The following is a 13,613-nucleotide window of genomic DNA, read 5'->3' as shown; positions in this document are numbered from 1 at the left end:
GGCGGTGCTCGCCACCCCGCTGGTTTGACCGTCGCGCCTTAGGTTACCCTTACCTAATCAATTTCGGCTCGACGCCCTCCCGGTCGCGCTCGGCTACGCGCGGGCCCGGCCCGTCCAGGTCGTCCAGCAGGCCGGGCAGCAGCTGCGCCGGGCGGCCGGGTCCGCGGTCGCGGCCGCCGAGCGCGGCGCCGGCGAGATCGAGACGCGCCACACCCGGCCCGAGCAGGGCGAAGACCCGCCCCCGGGGGGATAGGGACGGGTCTTCGCGCGGGGCGTGGGCCCCGGTGGGACGGTCAGCGGAAGGTGGGCTCCAGGACGTCGACGCCGCGGGTGTTGTCGGCGACGTAGACGTACTTGCCGTGCCAGTACGGCTGCCAGGAAGCGGCGTCCGCCGGGCGGTAGTAGGCGACCTGGCGCGGGTTCGTCGGGTCCGTGACGTCGAGGAACCGGGTGCCCTGCGAGTAGAACGACTGGGCGATCACGCCGTCGCGCACGTCGAAGTAGTGCGCCGAGCAGTCCGTGCTCTCGGGGTCGCTGCCCTCCTTGCCGGCCACGCCCCACGTCGCGACGGTGTTCAGGCGGAACTTGTGCTCCGGCGTGGACCGCCAGCCCTCACCGCCGTAGGAGCCCTTCAGCGACGCGATCACGAGCAGGCCGTCGTTGGCGCAGCCGTCGTTGAACGTCTCCTCGGTGACGTACAGCAGCTTCCCGTCGCCCCACCGGCGCGGGTCGGCGGCCTGGTCCCGGGTCCGCCCCACGGCCCGGTAGCTGTTGTGCATGAAGGTGGAGTTGGTGGTGGCCTCGTCCAGCCCGCCGCCCGCGTAGGGGACGGGGTCGACCGCGGTGGCCTTGCGCCACTTCCTCTTCACCGGGTCGTAGTGGCGGCCGGTGGTGTAGTAGCCGCGCACGCCGCCGCGCCCCGAGGCCCAGGCGACCCCTTCGGAGTCGACCTGGATGTCGTGGGTGTAGTCGGTCTTGCCGTCGTTGCGGCCCGTGTCGATCGGGTCCTTGTGGACCTTCGGCTTGGCGGGATCGCGGACGTCGGTGACCCAGACGGGGCGCCCGCCCCAGTCCGCGGGCATCCAGCTGGCCTTGGCGGGGCCGCCCGTCCACAGGTACTTGCAGTCGTCCACGCAGGTCGTCGTGTGCCCCGCGGGCACCGTCACGTAGGTGATCTGGCGCAGGCTCTCCGGCTTGGAGGCGTCCACGACGTAGATGCCCGACTCGCCGGTGGCGGTGGTGCCGCCGAACGCGCGCGGGTCGCGGGACAGGTAGATGATCTTGCGCTTGGGGTCGAAGTCGGTGTCCTCGGTCTCCCACATGCCCGGCATGTTCAGCTGCCCGACCAGCTTGGGGACGCGGGGGTCGGCGCTGATGTCGTAGGCCTTCAGCCCGAACTGGCCGGTCGCGTACATGATCGTCCGCTTGTGCGGACCCCGGCCGTAGTCCATGAACATGAGGGAGATGGCGCCCTTGGCGTCCGAGACCCCGCCGACGCGCCGCACCCCCTTGACCGCCTCGGACTTCGTGCTCGCGGGGGCGGCCCGGCGGTAGTGCCCGGCGTGGCCGCCGGCGCCCTCGCCGGCGGTGGCGGCGGCCTGCCCGGTCTGCGTCTTGGTGTTCTCCGGCTCGGGCGGGCACGCCCAGGCGCTGCCGGCCATCAGCGCCACGGACGCCGCGACCGCGACGCCGCCCTGCAGCAGGCGTCCGGAGGGAAAGGATGTGCGGGGGAGCATCGCGCCTCCACGGAATGGATCTTCGCAAGCGCCAGTGTGACCGCCGCCGCGCTCTTGATCAACAGGTCGGCGGGTCACGAAATGGCCTCAGCACCGTGAGGACTGGTGGGACCTGACACCGTGGTCTACCCTCCCCTGGGACCGCCCAGCTCCCGGGAGAGGCCAGTGAAGAGCTCAGCCCGCACCGCCGCCCTCGTCGCCGGCGCCGTGGCGGTGCTGGTGGCGCCGGTCGCGGCCCTGAAGGCGTGGAGCGAGCCCGCCGACCCGCGGATCTCGGTCGGCGCCCCGGCCCCCGCGACGCTGCTGCCCGGCGACCTCCGAGACGCCTCCGGCCGGATGATCGCCAACGCGGTGTGGACGGGCCTGGTCTCCTACGACGCGAAGACCGGCGCGCCCGCGAACGCCGCCGCCGAGTCGGTCACCAGCCCGGACCGGCGCGTCTGGACCGTCCGGCTCCGCCCCGGCGCGACCTTCCAGGACGGCTCGCCCGTCACGTCCCGCTCGTTCACCGGCGCCTGGACGGCCGTGCTGCGCGAGCGCTGGGCCGGGTCGCGCCTGTTCACCGACGTCGCCCGGGTCAAGGGCGCCCGCGCGGGCGAGGACGAAGTCCCGGGCCTGAAGGTGAAGGACGACCGGACCTTCGAGGTGACGCTGGACCACCCGCTCAGCGGGTTCCCCGCCCTCCTCGGCGACCCGGCGTTCTTCCCGATGCCCGAGAGCGTCCTGGCGTCGCGCGACTGGGCGTCCTACGGCCGCGCCCCGGTCGGCAACGGGCCCTTCCGGGTGACGTCCCGGAGCGCGCGGGAGATCGTCCTGCGCCGCCGGTCGGGCGAGGGCCGGTCCGTGGTCGTCAGGGCGATGCCGGACGCGAAGCGCCAGTACACCGCCGCCGCCGCCGGCGCCGGCGACCTCGACGTCGCCACGCTCGTGCCGCCGGACCGGCACGAGTCGATGGAGGCCGACTTCGGCGACCGGCACCTCGCGGTCCCCGGCCGCGACGTCACCTTCCTGGCGTTCCCGGCCCGGCTGGAGCGGCTGTCGTCCCCGACCGTCCGGACGGCGCTGTCGATGGCGATCGACCGGTCCGCCGTCACCGAGGGGCCCCTCGGCCACCAGTACTCCCCCGCCGACTCGCTCGTCGCGCCGGGCATCCGCCCCGGCCACCGCGAGGGGCAGTGCCGGTTGTGCGTCCACGACTCCAAGGCGGCGGCCGCCGCGCTCGCCGACGCGGGCGGGCTGAAGGGCCCGCTGAACCTCTGGTACGAGGCGGGCCGGGGCGACGACGCGTGGGTGAAGGCCGTCGCCGGCCAGCTCGGCAGGGAACTGAAGCTCGATGCCCGCCCCCGTCCCGTCGCCGACCTGCGCGAGGCCGTGGAGTCCCGCGAGGTGGACGGCCCCTTCGTCGTCCACACCACCGCCGCCTACCCCGCGCCCGTCGCGGCGCTGGCGCCGCTGCTGGACGCCGGAACCGGTCTCGACGACGAGTACGCGACCGGCCTCCTCTCCGAGGCCGAGCGCGCGGCCACCCCGGAGGAGGGCGTGGTCCCCGCGCGCCTCGCCGAGAGCGCCTTGCTGCGCGACATGCCCGCGATGCCGCTGTGGTCCCGCCACGACCACCTGGTCTGGTCCGAGCGCGCCCGGGGCGTCACCGCCGACGCCTTCACGGGCCTGCGCCTCGACCGGCTGACCGTCGGAGACTGACGCGTAGCCTGACGATCATGACGAACGTGCTGATGCTCTGCGGGAGCCTGCGCAAGGGGTCCACGAACGAGGCGGCGCTGCGCACCGCGCGGGCGGTGGCGCCGGACGGGCTCGACGCGACGCTCTACGCCGGCATGGGCGATCTGCCGCACTTCAATCCCGACGACGACCGCGAGCCGCCGCACCCGGCCGTCGCGGGGCTGCGCACGGCGATCGGCGCCGCGGACGCCCTGCTGATCTGCACCCCGGAGTACGCGGGCGCGCTGCCCGGCTCGTTCAAGAACCTGCTCGACTGGACGATCGGCGGCGGCGAGATCTACGAGAAGCCCGTCGCCTGGCTGAACGTGGCCTCCCCCTCGGCGCCCACGGGCGGCGGCGACGCGCACGCCTCGCTGCGCAAGGTGCTCGGCTACGCGGGCACCGAGATCGTCGAGGCCGCGTGCGCGCGCATCCCGGTGACCCGGCCGGACGTGGGCGAGGACGGCCTGGTCCGCACCGCGGAGCCGCGCGCGCGGATCGCCGGGGCGATGGAGGCGCTGCACGCCGCGCTCCGGCGTTGACTTACTAGACCAGTCTACCTAGTATCGCCCCATGACACCTCGGGGCGAAACGCGCGAGCGCGTGCTGCGGACGGCGGCGGAGCTGTTCCAGCGGCAGGGCTACCACGGCACCGGGCTCAACCAGGTCCTCGCGGAGAGCGGGGCGCCGAAGGGCTCGCTGTACTTCCACTTCCCGGACGGCAAGGAGCAGCTCGCGTCGGAGTCGGTCGCGCTGTCCGGCCGCGCGGTGGGCGAGGCGCTCGCGGGCGCCCTGATCGCCGCGCCGGACGGCAGGGCCGGCCTCGCGGCCCTCGGCGACCACTTCGCGAACGCGCTGCTGGAGTCCGGCTTCGGCAAGGGGTGCCCGGTCGCGACGGTCGCGCTGGAGACGGCCGCCGAGAGCGAGACCATCCGCGCCGCCTGCGACGGCACCTACACCGAGTGGCAGGACGGCATCGCGGCCGCCCTGCGCGGCTGGGGCGTGCCGGACGAGCGCGCCGATCCGCTGGCCGCGCTCGTCCTGTCGTCGGTCCAGGGCGCGGTCATGCTGGCCCGCGTCCGGCGCGACGTGTCCGTCATCCACGAGGTCACCCGCCAGCTCGGCGACCTGCTCTGAAGGAGAACCCCATGCGCGTCCGCCATCTCGACTGCGCTCCCATGCGGGAGATCGAACCGGCCGACGGGCCGGAGAGCCCGCTGCGGCCCGCGCGGGCCGTGGGCCACGTGCTGCTGGTGGAGACCGACTCGGCCGGCCTCGTGCTCGTGGACGCCGGCATCGGCCTCGGCGACATCGAGCGCCCGTCCGAGCGGCTGCTGGACGACTGGGTGGAGATGGCGGGGCCGACCCTCGACCCGTCCGCGACGGCCGTCCGGCAGATCGAGGCGCTCGGGTACGCGGCGGCCGACGTCCGGCACGTCGTCCCCACGCACCTGCACCGCGACCACGCGGGCGGGCTGAGCGACTTCCCGGACGCGGCGGTCCACCTGTTCGAGGCGGAGCTCGCCGACGGAGGCAAGACCCCGGCCCAGCTCGCCCACGGCCCGGAGTGGGTCGCCTACGCGGGCGCCGAAGGCGAGACCTGGCACGGCTTCGAGGGCGTCCGGTCGCTGGAGGGCGTGCCCGAGGACGTCCTGCTGGTCCCCCTCGGCGGCCACACGCCGGGCCACGCGGGCGTGGCGGTCCGCGACGGCGACCGCTGGCTGCTGCACGCGGGTGACGCGTACATGTACCACGGGGAGGTCGACCGCCCCGACCCGGTGGTGCACCCGCTGATGGAGCTCGTCCAGGCGGGCGGCGAGGTCGACCGGGAGCTGCGCCTCGCGAACGTGGCCCGGCTGCGGGACCTGGCGCGCGGCGGCGACATCGAGATCTTCTGCGCCCACGACCCCTGGGAACTGGCCCGTTACCTCTGAGACAGGCGGTGGGTGAGGGCGGTGTGGCGGCGGCCGGCGCCGGCGGTGCGGACGGCGGCGGCCAGGGCCCGGCGCGACCCGACGAGGACCACCAGCTTCTTGGCCCGGGTGATGCCGGTGTAGAGCAGGTTGCGGCGCAGCATCATCCACGCGCCGGTGGTGAGCGGGATGACGACGGCCGGGTACTCGCTGCCCTGCGAGCGGTGGATCGTGATCGCGTACGCGTGGGCGAGCTCGTCCAGCTCGTCGAAGGCGTAGTCGACGCTCTCGTCCTCGTCGGTCACGACGGTCAGTGACTGCTCTTCCTGGGACACGGACGTGACGACGCCGACGGTGCCGTTGAAGACGCCGGCCTCGCCCTTGTCGTAGTTGTTGCGGAGCTGGGTGACCTTGTCGCCGACGCGGAACACGCGGCCGCCGTAGCGGCGCTCGGGACGGGCGTCGTCGTGCGGGGTCAGCGCCTCCTGCAGCAGCGAGTTCAGCGTGCCCGCCCCGGCGGCGCCCCGGTGCATGGGGGCGAGGACCTGGACGTCGCGGCGCGGGTCGAGGCCGAACCTGCGCGGGATGCGGTGGGCGACCACGTCGACCGTCAGCTCGGCGGCCTCGTCCTGCTCGTCGCAGGGGAACAGGAAGAAGTCGGGGTAGCCGCGGGTGTGGGGGTGCTCGCCGGAGTTGACGCGGTGCGCGTTGACGACGATGCCCGACTGCTGGGCCTGCCGGAAGATCTTCGTCAGCCGGACGCGCGGGACGGCCTCGGCGCCGAGCAGGTCGGCCAGCACCTCGCCCGCGCCGACGGAGGGGAGCTGGTCGACGTCCCCGACGAGCAGCAGGTGCGCGCCGCGCGGGATCGCCTTCACCAGCTTGTTGGCCAGGATGAGGTCGACCATGGAGCACTCGTCGACGACGACCAGGTCGGCGTCCAGGGGGTTGTCCTGGTCGAACCTGGGGTCGCCGCCCGGCTGGAGCTGGAGCAGGCGGTGCACGGTCGCGGCCTCGTGGCCGGTCAGCTCGGCGAGGCGCTTGGCCGCCCGGCCGGTCGGCGCCACCAGCACGATCTTGGCGTTCTTGGCGGCGGCCAGCTCCACCACCGAGCGGACGGTGAAGCTCTTGCCGCAGCCGGGGCCGCCGGTCAGCACGGCCACCTTGGACGTCAGCGCGAGCTTGACCGCGTCCTCCTGCTCGGGGGCGAGGGCCTGGCCGGTGCGCCGCTTCAGCCACGGCAGCGCCTTGCCCCAGTCGACGTCGGCGAACGCCTTGAGCCGGTCGGCGGGCGCGTCGAGCAGTTCCAGCAGCCCGCGGGCCAGGGAGCGTTCGGCCCGGTGGAACGGGACGAGGTACACGGCGGGGATCGTCGCGGCGTCGTCGCCGTCCCCCGGGATCGGCTCCCGGACGACGCCCTCCTCGCCCGCCAGCTCGTCGAGCGCCGGGACGATCAGCTCCCGCCCGACGCCGAGGATCTTCTCCGCCGCGGTGACGAGGTTGGGCTCGGGCAGGAAGCAGTGCCCGTCGTCGGCGGCCTCCGACAGCGTGTACTGCAGGCCCGCCTTGATGCGCTCGGGGCTGTCGTGCGGGATGCCGACGGCCTGCGCGATGGTGTCGGCGGTCTTGAACCCGATGCCCCACACGTCCGAGGCGAGCTGGTAGGGCCGCTTGCGGACGGTGTCGATCGAGGCGTCCCCGTACTGCTTGTAGACGCGGACGGCCAGGGACGTGGAGACGCCGACGCCCTGCAGGAAGACCATGACCTCCTTGATGGCCTTCTGCTCCTGCCAGGCGTCCCCGATGCGCTTGGTGCGCTTGGGGCCGAGGCCCTGGACCTCGACGAGCCGCTCCGGCTCCTCCTCGATGACGCGCAGGATGTCGGTGCCGAAGTGCCCGACCATCCGGTCGGCCATCACCGGGCCGATGCCCTTGATCATGCCGGAGCCGAGGTAGCGGCGGATGCCCTGGATCGTCGCCGGCAGGACGGTCGTGTAGGAGTCGACCTCGAACTGCTTGCCGTACTTCGGATGCGAGCGCCACCGCCCGACCAGGCGCAGGCTCTCCCCCACTTGCGCGCCGAGCAGCGCGCCCACGACGGTGAGCAGGTCGGGCCCGCTCTTGGCGGTCGCGACGCGCGCGACGGTGTAGCCGGTGTCCTCGTTGGCGTAGGTGATCCGCTCCAGCACCGCCTCCAGCTCCGCCGGACGCGGCGTGGCGGGTGGGTTCGGGGAGGTCGGCACGCCCACCATGGTGCCCGATCGGCCCGGTGGGATGGCCGGATCCGGCAGACGTTCTGGATCTTCCCGTGATCACGACATACGTTCCGGGCGCACCCGTACACCAGCACCCATACAACGCGTACTGGGAGGTATCACCGGTGTTCCGCTCCCGAACCCGGGCACTGGCCGCGGCCGGCGGCCCCGCCCTGTCCGTCGTCCTCGCGCTCGCGGCCGCTCCGGCCGCGGCCTCGCCCCCCGCCCCGGCGAAGGACGGTCCGATCGCGGGCTTCACCGCGAAGAGCGCGCAGTGGCAGCGCCGGTACGAGCGGCTGCTGTCGGCCGTCCCGTCCGCGCGGACGGCCCGCGACCTGGACGCCGAGCTGGCGCGCGAGCCCGCGCTGGCCACCACGACCGGTGACCGGCACCGCGTCGGGCGGATCGTCGCCCGCCTCCGGTCCTACGGCCTGAGGCCCGAGGTCAGGACGTACTACGCCTACCTGTCCATGCCGGAGCGGGTGCGGGTCGAGATGACGGCGCCGCGGCACCGGACCCTGCCGGTCAAGGAGAAGCCGCGGCCGTGGCAGCGGTTCTACGACCAGGTCGTCCCCTCCCACAACGGCATGTCGCCGTCCGGGAACGTGCGGGGCGAGGTCGTCTACGCCAACTACGGCCGCCCCGAGGACTTCGCGCTGCTCGCCAGGAACGGCGTCTCGGTCAAAGGCAAGATCGTCCTCGTCCGGTACGGGGCGGTGTTCCGCGGCATCAAACCGCGCGAGGCGGCCCGGCGCGGCGCCAAGGCGGTGCTCATCTACTCCGACCCGGCCGACGACGGGTCCGCGCGCGGCCCGGTGTACCCGGCCGGGCCGTGGCGCGCCTCCGACGGCATCCAGCGCGGCAGCATCGCGCAGATCCAGCTCGCGGCCGGGGACCCCCAGACGCCCGGCTGGCCGTCGGTGAAGGGCGCGCGGCGCGTCCCGCCGTCGGAGGCGCCGATGCTGAAGGGGCTGGTCCCGACCACGCCCATCTCCTACGGCGCGGCCGAACCGCTGCTGCGCGCGTTGAAGGGCAAGGAGGTGCCGAAGGAATGGCAGGGCGGCCTTCCGTTCACGTACCGGTTCGGGCCGGGCGGGACGCAGGCGCACCTGGATGTGAAGAACACCTTCCAGGTGCGCCCGCTGTGGGACGTCATCGTGCGGATCCCCGGCAGCGAGCACCCCGAGCAAGAGGTCATGCTCGGCGCGCACCACGACTCCTGGGTGTACGGCAGCAGCGACAACCTGTCGGGCACCGAGAACGTTCTCCAGGTGGGGCGTGCCCTGGGGACGCTGCTCAAGAAGGGGTGGCGTCCTAAGCGCACGGTCGTCCTGGCCACGTGGGACGGCGAGGAGTACGGGCTGTTCGGCTCCACCGAGTACGCCGAGCAGCGCGCGGACCTGCTCCGCAACACCGTCGCCTACGTGAACATGGACGGCGCCGGAGGCTCGCATTTCGGCGCGTCGGCGACGCCCGCGCTGGACCGCTCGGTCATCGACGCCTCCAAGGAGGTTCTCTGGCCCGGCACGGACGGGACGCTGTACGAGGCGTGGAAGGCGCAGAACGCCGGCGAGACCCCGATCGACCGCATCGGCGGCGGCTCGGACTTCCAGGCGTTCTTCCAGCGATACGGCGTGCCCGCCATGGACGTCGGCGCCGCGTCGCCGGGATCGTCCGGGAACTACCACTGCTCCTGCGACGACTTCTACTGGATGGAGCACTTCGGCGACCCGTCCTGGGAGTACCACGCGGCGATGGCGCGGCTGGCCGGCATCGCGGCGCTGCGGCTCGCCAACGCCGACGTGATCGCGATGGGCTACCGCCCGTACGCGCAGGAGACGGCCCGGTACCTCGCCGACTTCACCGCCGAGCAGCGCAGGCGGCTCGGGTCCGTGGTGGTGGACGTCTCGCGCGACATCGCGCAGGCCGGGGCGTGGCAGCGGGCGGCGGAGGCGCTCCAGGCGCGCGCGGGGAAGGCACTGCGCGAGGGCGACACGGCCGCGTTCCGCCGCCTCAACGACAAGATCATGCAGACGGAGCGGGACCTGCTGGCGCGGGCCGGGCTGCCGGGCCGCCCCTGGTACCGGCACCAGATCTACGCGCCCGGGATCGACACTGGCTACGCCACGCAGCGGCTGCCCGGGCTGAACGACGCGCTGTTCACGGACCGCGACGTCCGCGCCGCCAGGGAGCAGGAGGCCCGCCTGTTCGAGGGACTGCGGGCCGCCACCCGCACCCTCACCCCGGAGGAGTGACCCGGAAGGCGTTCCCGCCGGAAACCGGCCACCTCGCCTCAAGATCATGTTAGTTTCCCCGCGCACCCCATTTGGATCTTGTGGGGGCGGGTGATCTGGAGGGGACGCGATGGCGCAGGGGCTCAGTCGGCGGGACTTCGGCAGGCTCGTGGGATCCGCGGGGCTCGGCCTCGCGGCGCCCGCGCTCGCCGGCGGATGCGGCACGGCGACCCAGCGGGCGGCGACGCGGGCGGGCACGCGGACGTGGCGGGTCTCCGGGACGGCGGGCGCCGGGCTCGGCGGCTTCGACAGCGCCGTCAAGTCGCTGATGCAGGCCCGGAACATCCCGTGCGGGTCGCTCGCCGTCATGCGCAAGGGCAAGCTCGTGCTCGCGCGCGGCTACACCTGGAGCGACGACGCGGCGCTGAGCGTCCAGCCGACGTCGCTGTTCCGGCTCGCCAGCCTCAGCAAGGCCGTCACGGCGACGGCGGTCGCCCGGCTCGTCCAGGACGGCAGGCTCAGCCTGTCGGCGCCCGTGACCGACCTGCTGACGCTGACGCCGCCGCCCGGCCAGTCCGCCGACCCGCGTCTCGCGCAGGTGACGGTGCGGCGGCTGCTGCAGCACCTCGGCGGCTGGGACCGCGACGTCTCCGGCGACCCGACCTACCGCGACCGCGCCACGGCGCAGCTGCTGGGCGTTCCGCTGCCGATCACCCGGGAGCACATGGTCCAGTACGGGACGGGCCTGAAGCTCGACCACGACCCCGGCACCACGTTCGCCTACAGCAACTACGGCTACCTGCTCCTCGGCCAGATCATCGCCAAGGCCGCGGGCATGGGCTACGAGCAGTACGTCCAGCAGAGCGTGCTGGGCCCCATGGGGATCACCCGGATGCGGCCCGGCCGGTCGCTGAAGGCCGACCGCGCGCCCGGGGAGGTGCCCTACTTCTCGCAGCGGACCGGCCCGTCGGTGTTCGACGCTGCGGGGACGACCCTCCCGGCCCCCTACGGCACGTTCAACGTGGAGAACCGCACCGCGATGGGCGGCTGGCTCGCGTCCGCCGTCGACTACGTGCGCTTCACCCGGATCCACGACGGCGGGACGAGCGTGCTGAACTCCTCCTCGATCGACTCGATCTTCGCCAAGCCGGAGACGGGCCTGAACTCGGGCGGGTCCTACTACGGCTTCGGCTGGTACGTGCGCGACGTGACGGGCGGCCGGAACACCTGGCACTCCGGCGCGCTCGACGGAACCAGCACGATCGTGACGCGCCGCTACGACGGCGTGACCTGGGCGCTGCTGTTCGACCAGCGCGACGACCCCTCCGGGCTCACCTACGAGTACGACGACTTCAGCGCCCCGCTGCACAAGGTCGCGAACGCGGTGACGACCTGGCCGTCCACGGACCTGTTCGGCACGTACTTCTGACCCGTCCGCGGAGCTAGACCCGGGACGCGGCGGCGGCCGCGGGCGTGGCGCCCGCCGAGACCTCCAGCACGCCCGTCTCGGTGACCAGCGCGGTCACGAGGCGGGCGGGCGTCACGTCGAACGCGGGGTTGTACGCGCCCACCCCCTCCGGGGCGGTCCGCGCGCCGCCCCAGGCCAGGACCTCCCCCGGCGTCGCGCTCCTCGATCGGCACGCCCGCGCCGTCGGGGAGCGCGAGGTCGACCGTGCTCCACGGCGCGGCGACCACCAGCGGGATCCCGGCCTCCCGGCAGGCCAGCGCCACGCCGACCGAGCCGATCTTGTTGGCGGTGTCGCCGTTGGCGGCGATCCGGTCGGCGCCGATGACCGCGACGTCCACCAGCCCGCGCAGGACGGTGCTCGGCGCGGCCCCGTCCGCCTGCACCACGCAAGGGATCCCGGCCTGGTCGAGCTCCCACGCGGTGAGCCGCGCGCCCTGCAGCAGGGGGCGGGTCTCGTCCGCGTAGACGATCTCGACGCGTCCCCGGCCGTGCAGTTCCCGGACGACGCCGAGGGCCGTCCCCCAGCCGGCGGTGGCGAGCGAGCCGGCGTTGCAGTGCGTCAGCACGCGCAGGGGCCGGTCCCCCGCCCGGGCGAGGATCCAGTCGGCGCCGAAGGCCCCGATGGCCCGGTTGCCGCGCACGTCCTCGTCGAGCAGGGCCTGGGCCTCGGCCGCCACCGCGTCGGCGCCCCGCGCGACGAACGGCAGGACCCGGTCCACCCCGGCGGCCAGGTTCACCGCCGTGGGGCGGGCCTCCCGGACCCGGGCGATCGCGGCGTCGCGCCCGGCGGCGTCCCAGCCCTCGCGCTCGGCCTGGCGCACCGCGACGGCGACGCCGAACGCACCCGCCACGCCCAGCGCGGGGGCGCCCCGCACCACCAGCCGCCGGATCGCGTCGACGAGCGCGTCGACGTCGCGGACCGCGAGGAACTCCACCCGGTGGGGCAGGACGGTCTGGTCCAGCAGGCGCAGGGCGTCGCCCGTCCATTCGATGGTCGGCACATCGGTCGTCATATCTCCATCATGCCCAAAAATGCCGTGAAGCCCGGCCCTATCGGGCTTTCGGACGTGCCCGGCCCCCCGGCGTGACCTGCGACAACTTGACACGGGTCGAACTCATGTTCGAGATTTGTGCGGGAGGATGCGAGAGGAGGGCGAGCGTGCCGGAGACGGCCCTGCGGGATCTTGCGGCGGCGCTGGAGGACACCGGCCCGGCGGCGCTCACGGGCGCCGGACCGGGGACCGTGCCGGTGCTGCCCGCCCTGCGGACCGTGGTCCCCGGCGGCGGGCTGCGCCCCGGCTCGGTCGTCGGCCTGGACGGCCCCGGCGCCGCCTCCCTCGGCCTCGCCCTCGCCGCGGGCGTGTCCCGGCACGGCGGCGAGGACGGCGCCGGCGGCTGGTGCGCGGTCGTCGGCCTGCCGGGGTTCGGCGTGGCCGCCGCGGCGGGCATGGGCGCCGCGCCCGAGCGGCTGCTGCTCGTCGACGAGCCCGGCGACCGCTGGCCGGACGTGGTCGCCGCCCTGGCCGAGGCCGTCGAGCTGGTCCTGCTGTGCCCGCCGGAGCGTCCCGGCGCCGCCGCGGTCCGCCGGCTGTCGGCGCTGGCCCGCAAGCACGGCTGCGTCCTCACGCTGACCGGCGCTTTCGCCCGCGACTGGCCCGGCACCCGGCTCCGCCTCCGCGTGGAGGACCCGGTCTGGGAGGGGCTCGCCGGCGGGCACGGCAGGCTCACCGGCCGCCGCGTCCAGGTCGTCGCCGAGGGGCGCGACGCCCCCGGCGCCGGCCGCCGCGCGAGCCTGTGGCTCCCCGCGCCCGACGGCACCGTCCGGCCGGTGGAGACCGCGCGGCCGCCGCTGGAGCTCGTGCCCGGTGCCGTGGCGGCGGGCGCGCCCGTCCATCCGCGGCCGTCGGGCCCGCCGCCGCTCGTGCGGGTGCCGGCCGAGGAGGGGATCGCGTGACCAGGGTCCTGGCGGCGTGGTGCCCCGACTGGCCGGTCACCGCGGTCGGCATCGACGCGGCGGCCCCGGGCGCGGTGGTCGTGCGGGGACAGGTGGCGGCCTGCTCGGCGGCGGCCCGGGCCGAGGGTGTGCGGCGCGGGCAGCGGATCCGCGACGCCCAGCGGCGGTGCCCGGAACTGGTGGTGCGCGAGCGCGACACCGACGCGGAGGGACGCCGCTTCGAGGCGGTGGCGCAGGCGGTCGCGGAGCTGACGCCGCGCGTGGAGGTGGTGCGGCCGGGCCTGTGCGCCATCCCGGCGCGCGGCCCGGCCCGGTTCTTCGGGGGGGAGGTGGC

Annotated in this window: 11 protein-coding genes and 2 pseudogenes; 8 read left to right on the top strand and 5 right to left on the bottom strand. The window is 74.5% G+C overall.

Going from position 1 to position 13,613, the window contains the following annotated elements; genetic code table 11:
- Positions 1 to 49: 49 nt before the first annotated feature.
- Together AB0C69_RS24165 and AB0C69_RS24160 are read right to left on the bottom strand one after the other, a co-directional pair.
- The gene (locus tag AB0C69_RS24165; protein ID WP_360357167.1) at positions 50 to 211 is read right to left on the bottom strand and encodes a hypothetical protein; all 162 of its coding nucleotides are present in this window, start codon (positions 209 to 211) and stop codon (positions 50 to 52) included.
- Between the two features lie 82 nt (positions 212 to 293).
- Entirely contained in the window at positions 294 to 1,736 is a 1,443-nt protein-coding gene (locus AB0C69_RS24160; RefSeq protein WP_345182480.1) for a hypothetical protein, read from the bottom strand.
- Between the two features lie 165 nt (positions 1,737 to 1,901).
- Here AB0C69_RS24160 and AB0C69_RS24155 point away from each other — a divergent pair, with 165 nt between their 5' ends.
- Genes AB0C69_RS24155 through AB0C69_RS24140 form a run of 4 tightly spaced genes read left to right on the top strand, consistent with a single transcriptional unit; the run spans position 1,902 to position 5,389 of the window.
- On the top strand, positions 1,902 to 3,437 hold the full coding sequence (locus AB0C69_RS24155) for an ABC transporter substrate-binding protein (RefSeq protein ID WP_360357165.1): 1,536 nt from the start codon (positions 1,902 to 1,904) through the stop codon (positions 3,435 to 3,437).
- A gap of 17 nt (positions 3,438 to 3,454) precedes the next feature.
- Positions 3,455 to 3,997 carry an NAD(P)H-dependent oxidoreductase gene (locus AB0C69_RS24150; protein ID WP_360357163.1) on the top strand — a complete coding sequence of 181 codons (543 nt, stop codon included), beginning with the start codon at positions 3,455 to 3,457 and terminating at the stop codon, positions 3,995 to 3,997.
- A gap of 31 nt (positions 3,998 to 4,028) precedes the next feature.
- Positions 4,029 to 4,592 carry a TetR family transcriptional regulator gene (locus AB0C69_RS24145; RefSeq protein WP_353834764.1) on the top strand — a complete coding sequence of 188 codons (564 nt, stop codon included), beginning with the start codon at positions 4,029 to 4,031 and terminating at the stop codon, positions 4,590 to 4,592.
- Positions 4,593 to 4,603: 11 nt separating this feature from the next.
- On the top strand, positions 4,604 to 5,389 hold the full coding sequence (locus tag AB0C69_RS24140) for an MBL fold metallo-hydrolase (RefSeq protein WP_345182472.1): 786 nt from the start codon (positions 4,604 to 4,606) through the stop codon (positions 5,387 to 5,389).
- On the opposite strand, the gene AB0C69_RS24135 is transcribed toward AB0C69_RS24140, so the two are convergent.
- Positions 5,380 to 7,620, bottom strand: coding sequence for an ATP-dependent RecD-like DNA helicase (locus tag AB0C69_RS24135; protein WP_360357159.1), 2,241 nt, complete (start codon positions 7,618 to 7,620; stop codon positions 5,380 to 5,382). The two genes, AB0C69_RS24140 and AB0C69_RS24135, sit on opposite strands and share 10 nt — an antisense overlap.
- A 128-nt stretch (positions 7,621 to 7,748) precedes the next feature.
- On the opposite strand from AB0C69_RS24135, the gene AB0C69_RS24130 reads away from it, so the two are divergent.
- A complete protein-coding gene (locus tag AB0C69_RS24130; RefSeq protein WP_360357157.1) occupies positions 7,749 to 9,878 on the top strand; it encodes a M28 family peptidase in 2,130 nt (709 codons plus the stop codon).
- Positions 9,879 to 9,987: 109 nt separating this feature from the next.
- Complete coding sequence (locus AB0C69_RS24125; protein ID WP_360357154.1) at positions 9,988 to 11,286, top strand: serine hydrolase domain-containing protein; 1,299 nt, start codon at positions 9,988 to 9,990, stop codon at positions 11,284 to 11,286.
- A 13-nt stretch (positions 11,287 to 11,299) separates the two neighbouring features.
- Here AB0C69_RS24125 and AB0C69_RS24120 read toward each other — a convergent pair whose 3' ends face one another.
- Together AB0C69_RS24120 and mtnA are read right to left on the bottom strand one after the other, a co-directional pair.
- A complete protein-coding gene (locus tag AB0C69_RS24120) occupies positions 11,300 to 11,464 on the bottom strand; it encodes a hypothetical protein (RefSeq protein ID WP_360357170.1) in 165 nt (54 codons plus the stop codon).
- A 70-nt stretch (positions 11,465 to 11,534) separates the two neighbouring features.
- Positions 11,535 to 12,338: pseudogene (gene mtnA / locus AB0C69_RS24115) on the bottom strand (S-methyl-5-thioribose-1-phosphate isomerase); the annotation flags it as partial.
- 146 nt (positions 12,339 to 12,484) lie between these two features.
- Here mtnA and AB0C69_RS24110 point away from each other — a divergent pair.
- A complete protein-coding gene (locus tag AB0C69_RS24110) occupies positions 12,485 to 13,279 on the top strand; it encodes a hypothetical protein (protein WP_360357151.1) in 795 nt (264 codons plus the stop codon).
- Positions 13,276 to 13,613 (top strand): annotated as a pseudogene (locus AB0C69_RS24105) (DNA polymerase Y family protein); the annotation flags it as partial. The gene AB0C69_RS24110 and the pseudogene AB0C69_RS24105, both read left to right, overlap by 4 nt.

This window comes from Actinomadura sp. NPDC048032, from assembly GCF_040653175.1.
Lineage (GTDB): Bacteria > Actinomycetota > Actinomycetes > Streptosporangiales > Streptosporangiaceae > Spirillospora > Spirillospora verrucosospora.
Note: the sequence above shows the minus strand (reverse complement) of the source record. Positions and strands in the feature narration are given on the sequence as shown.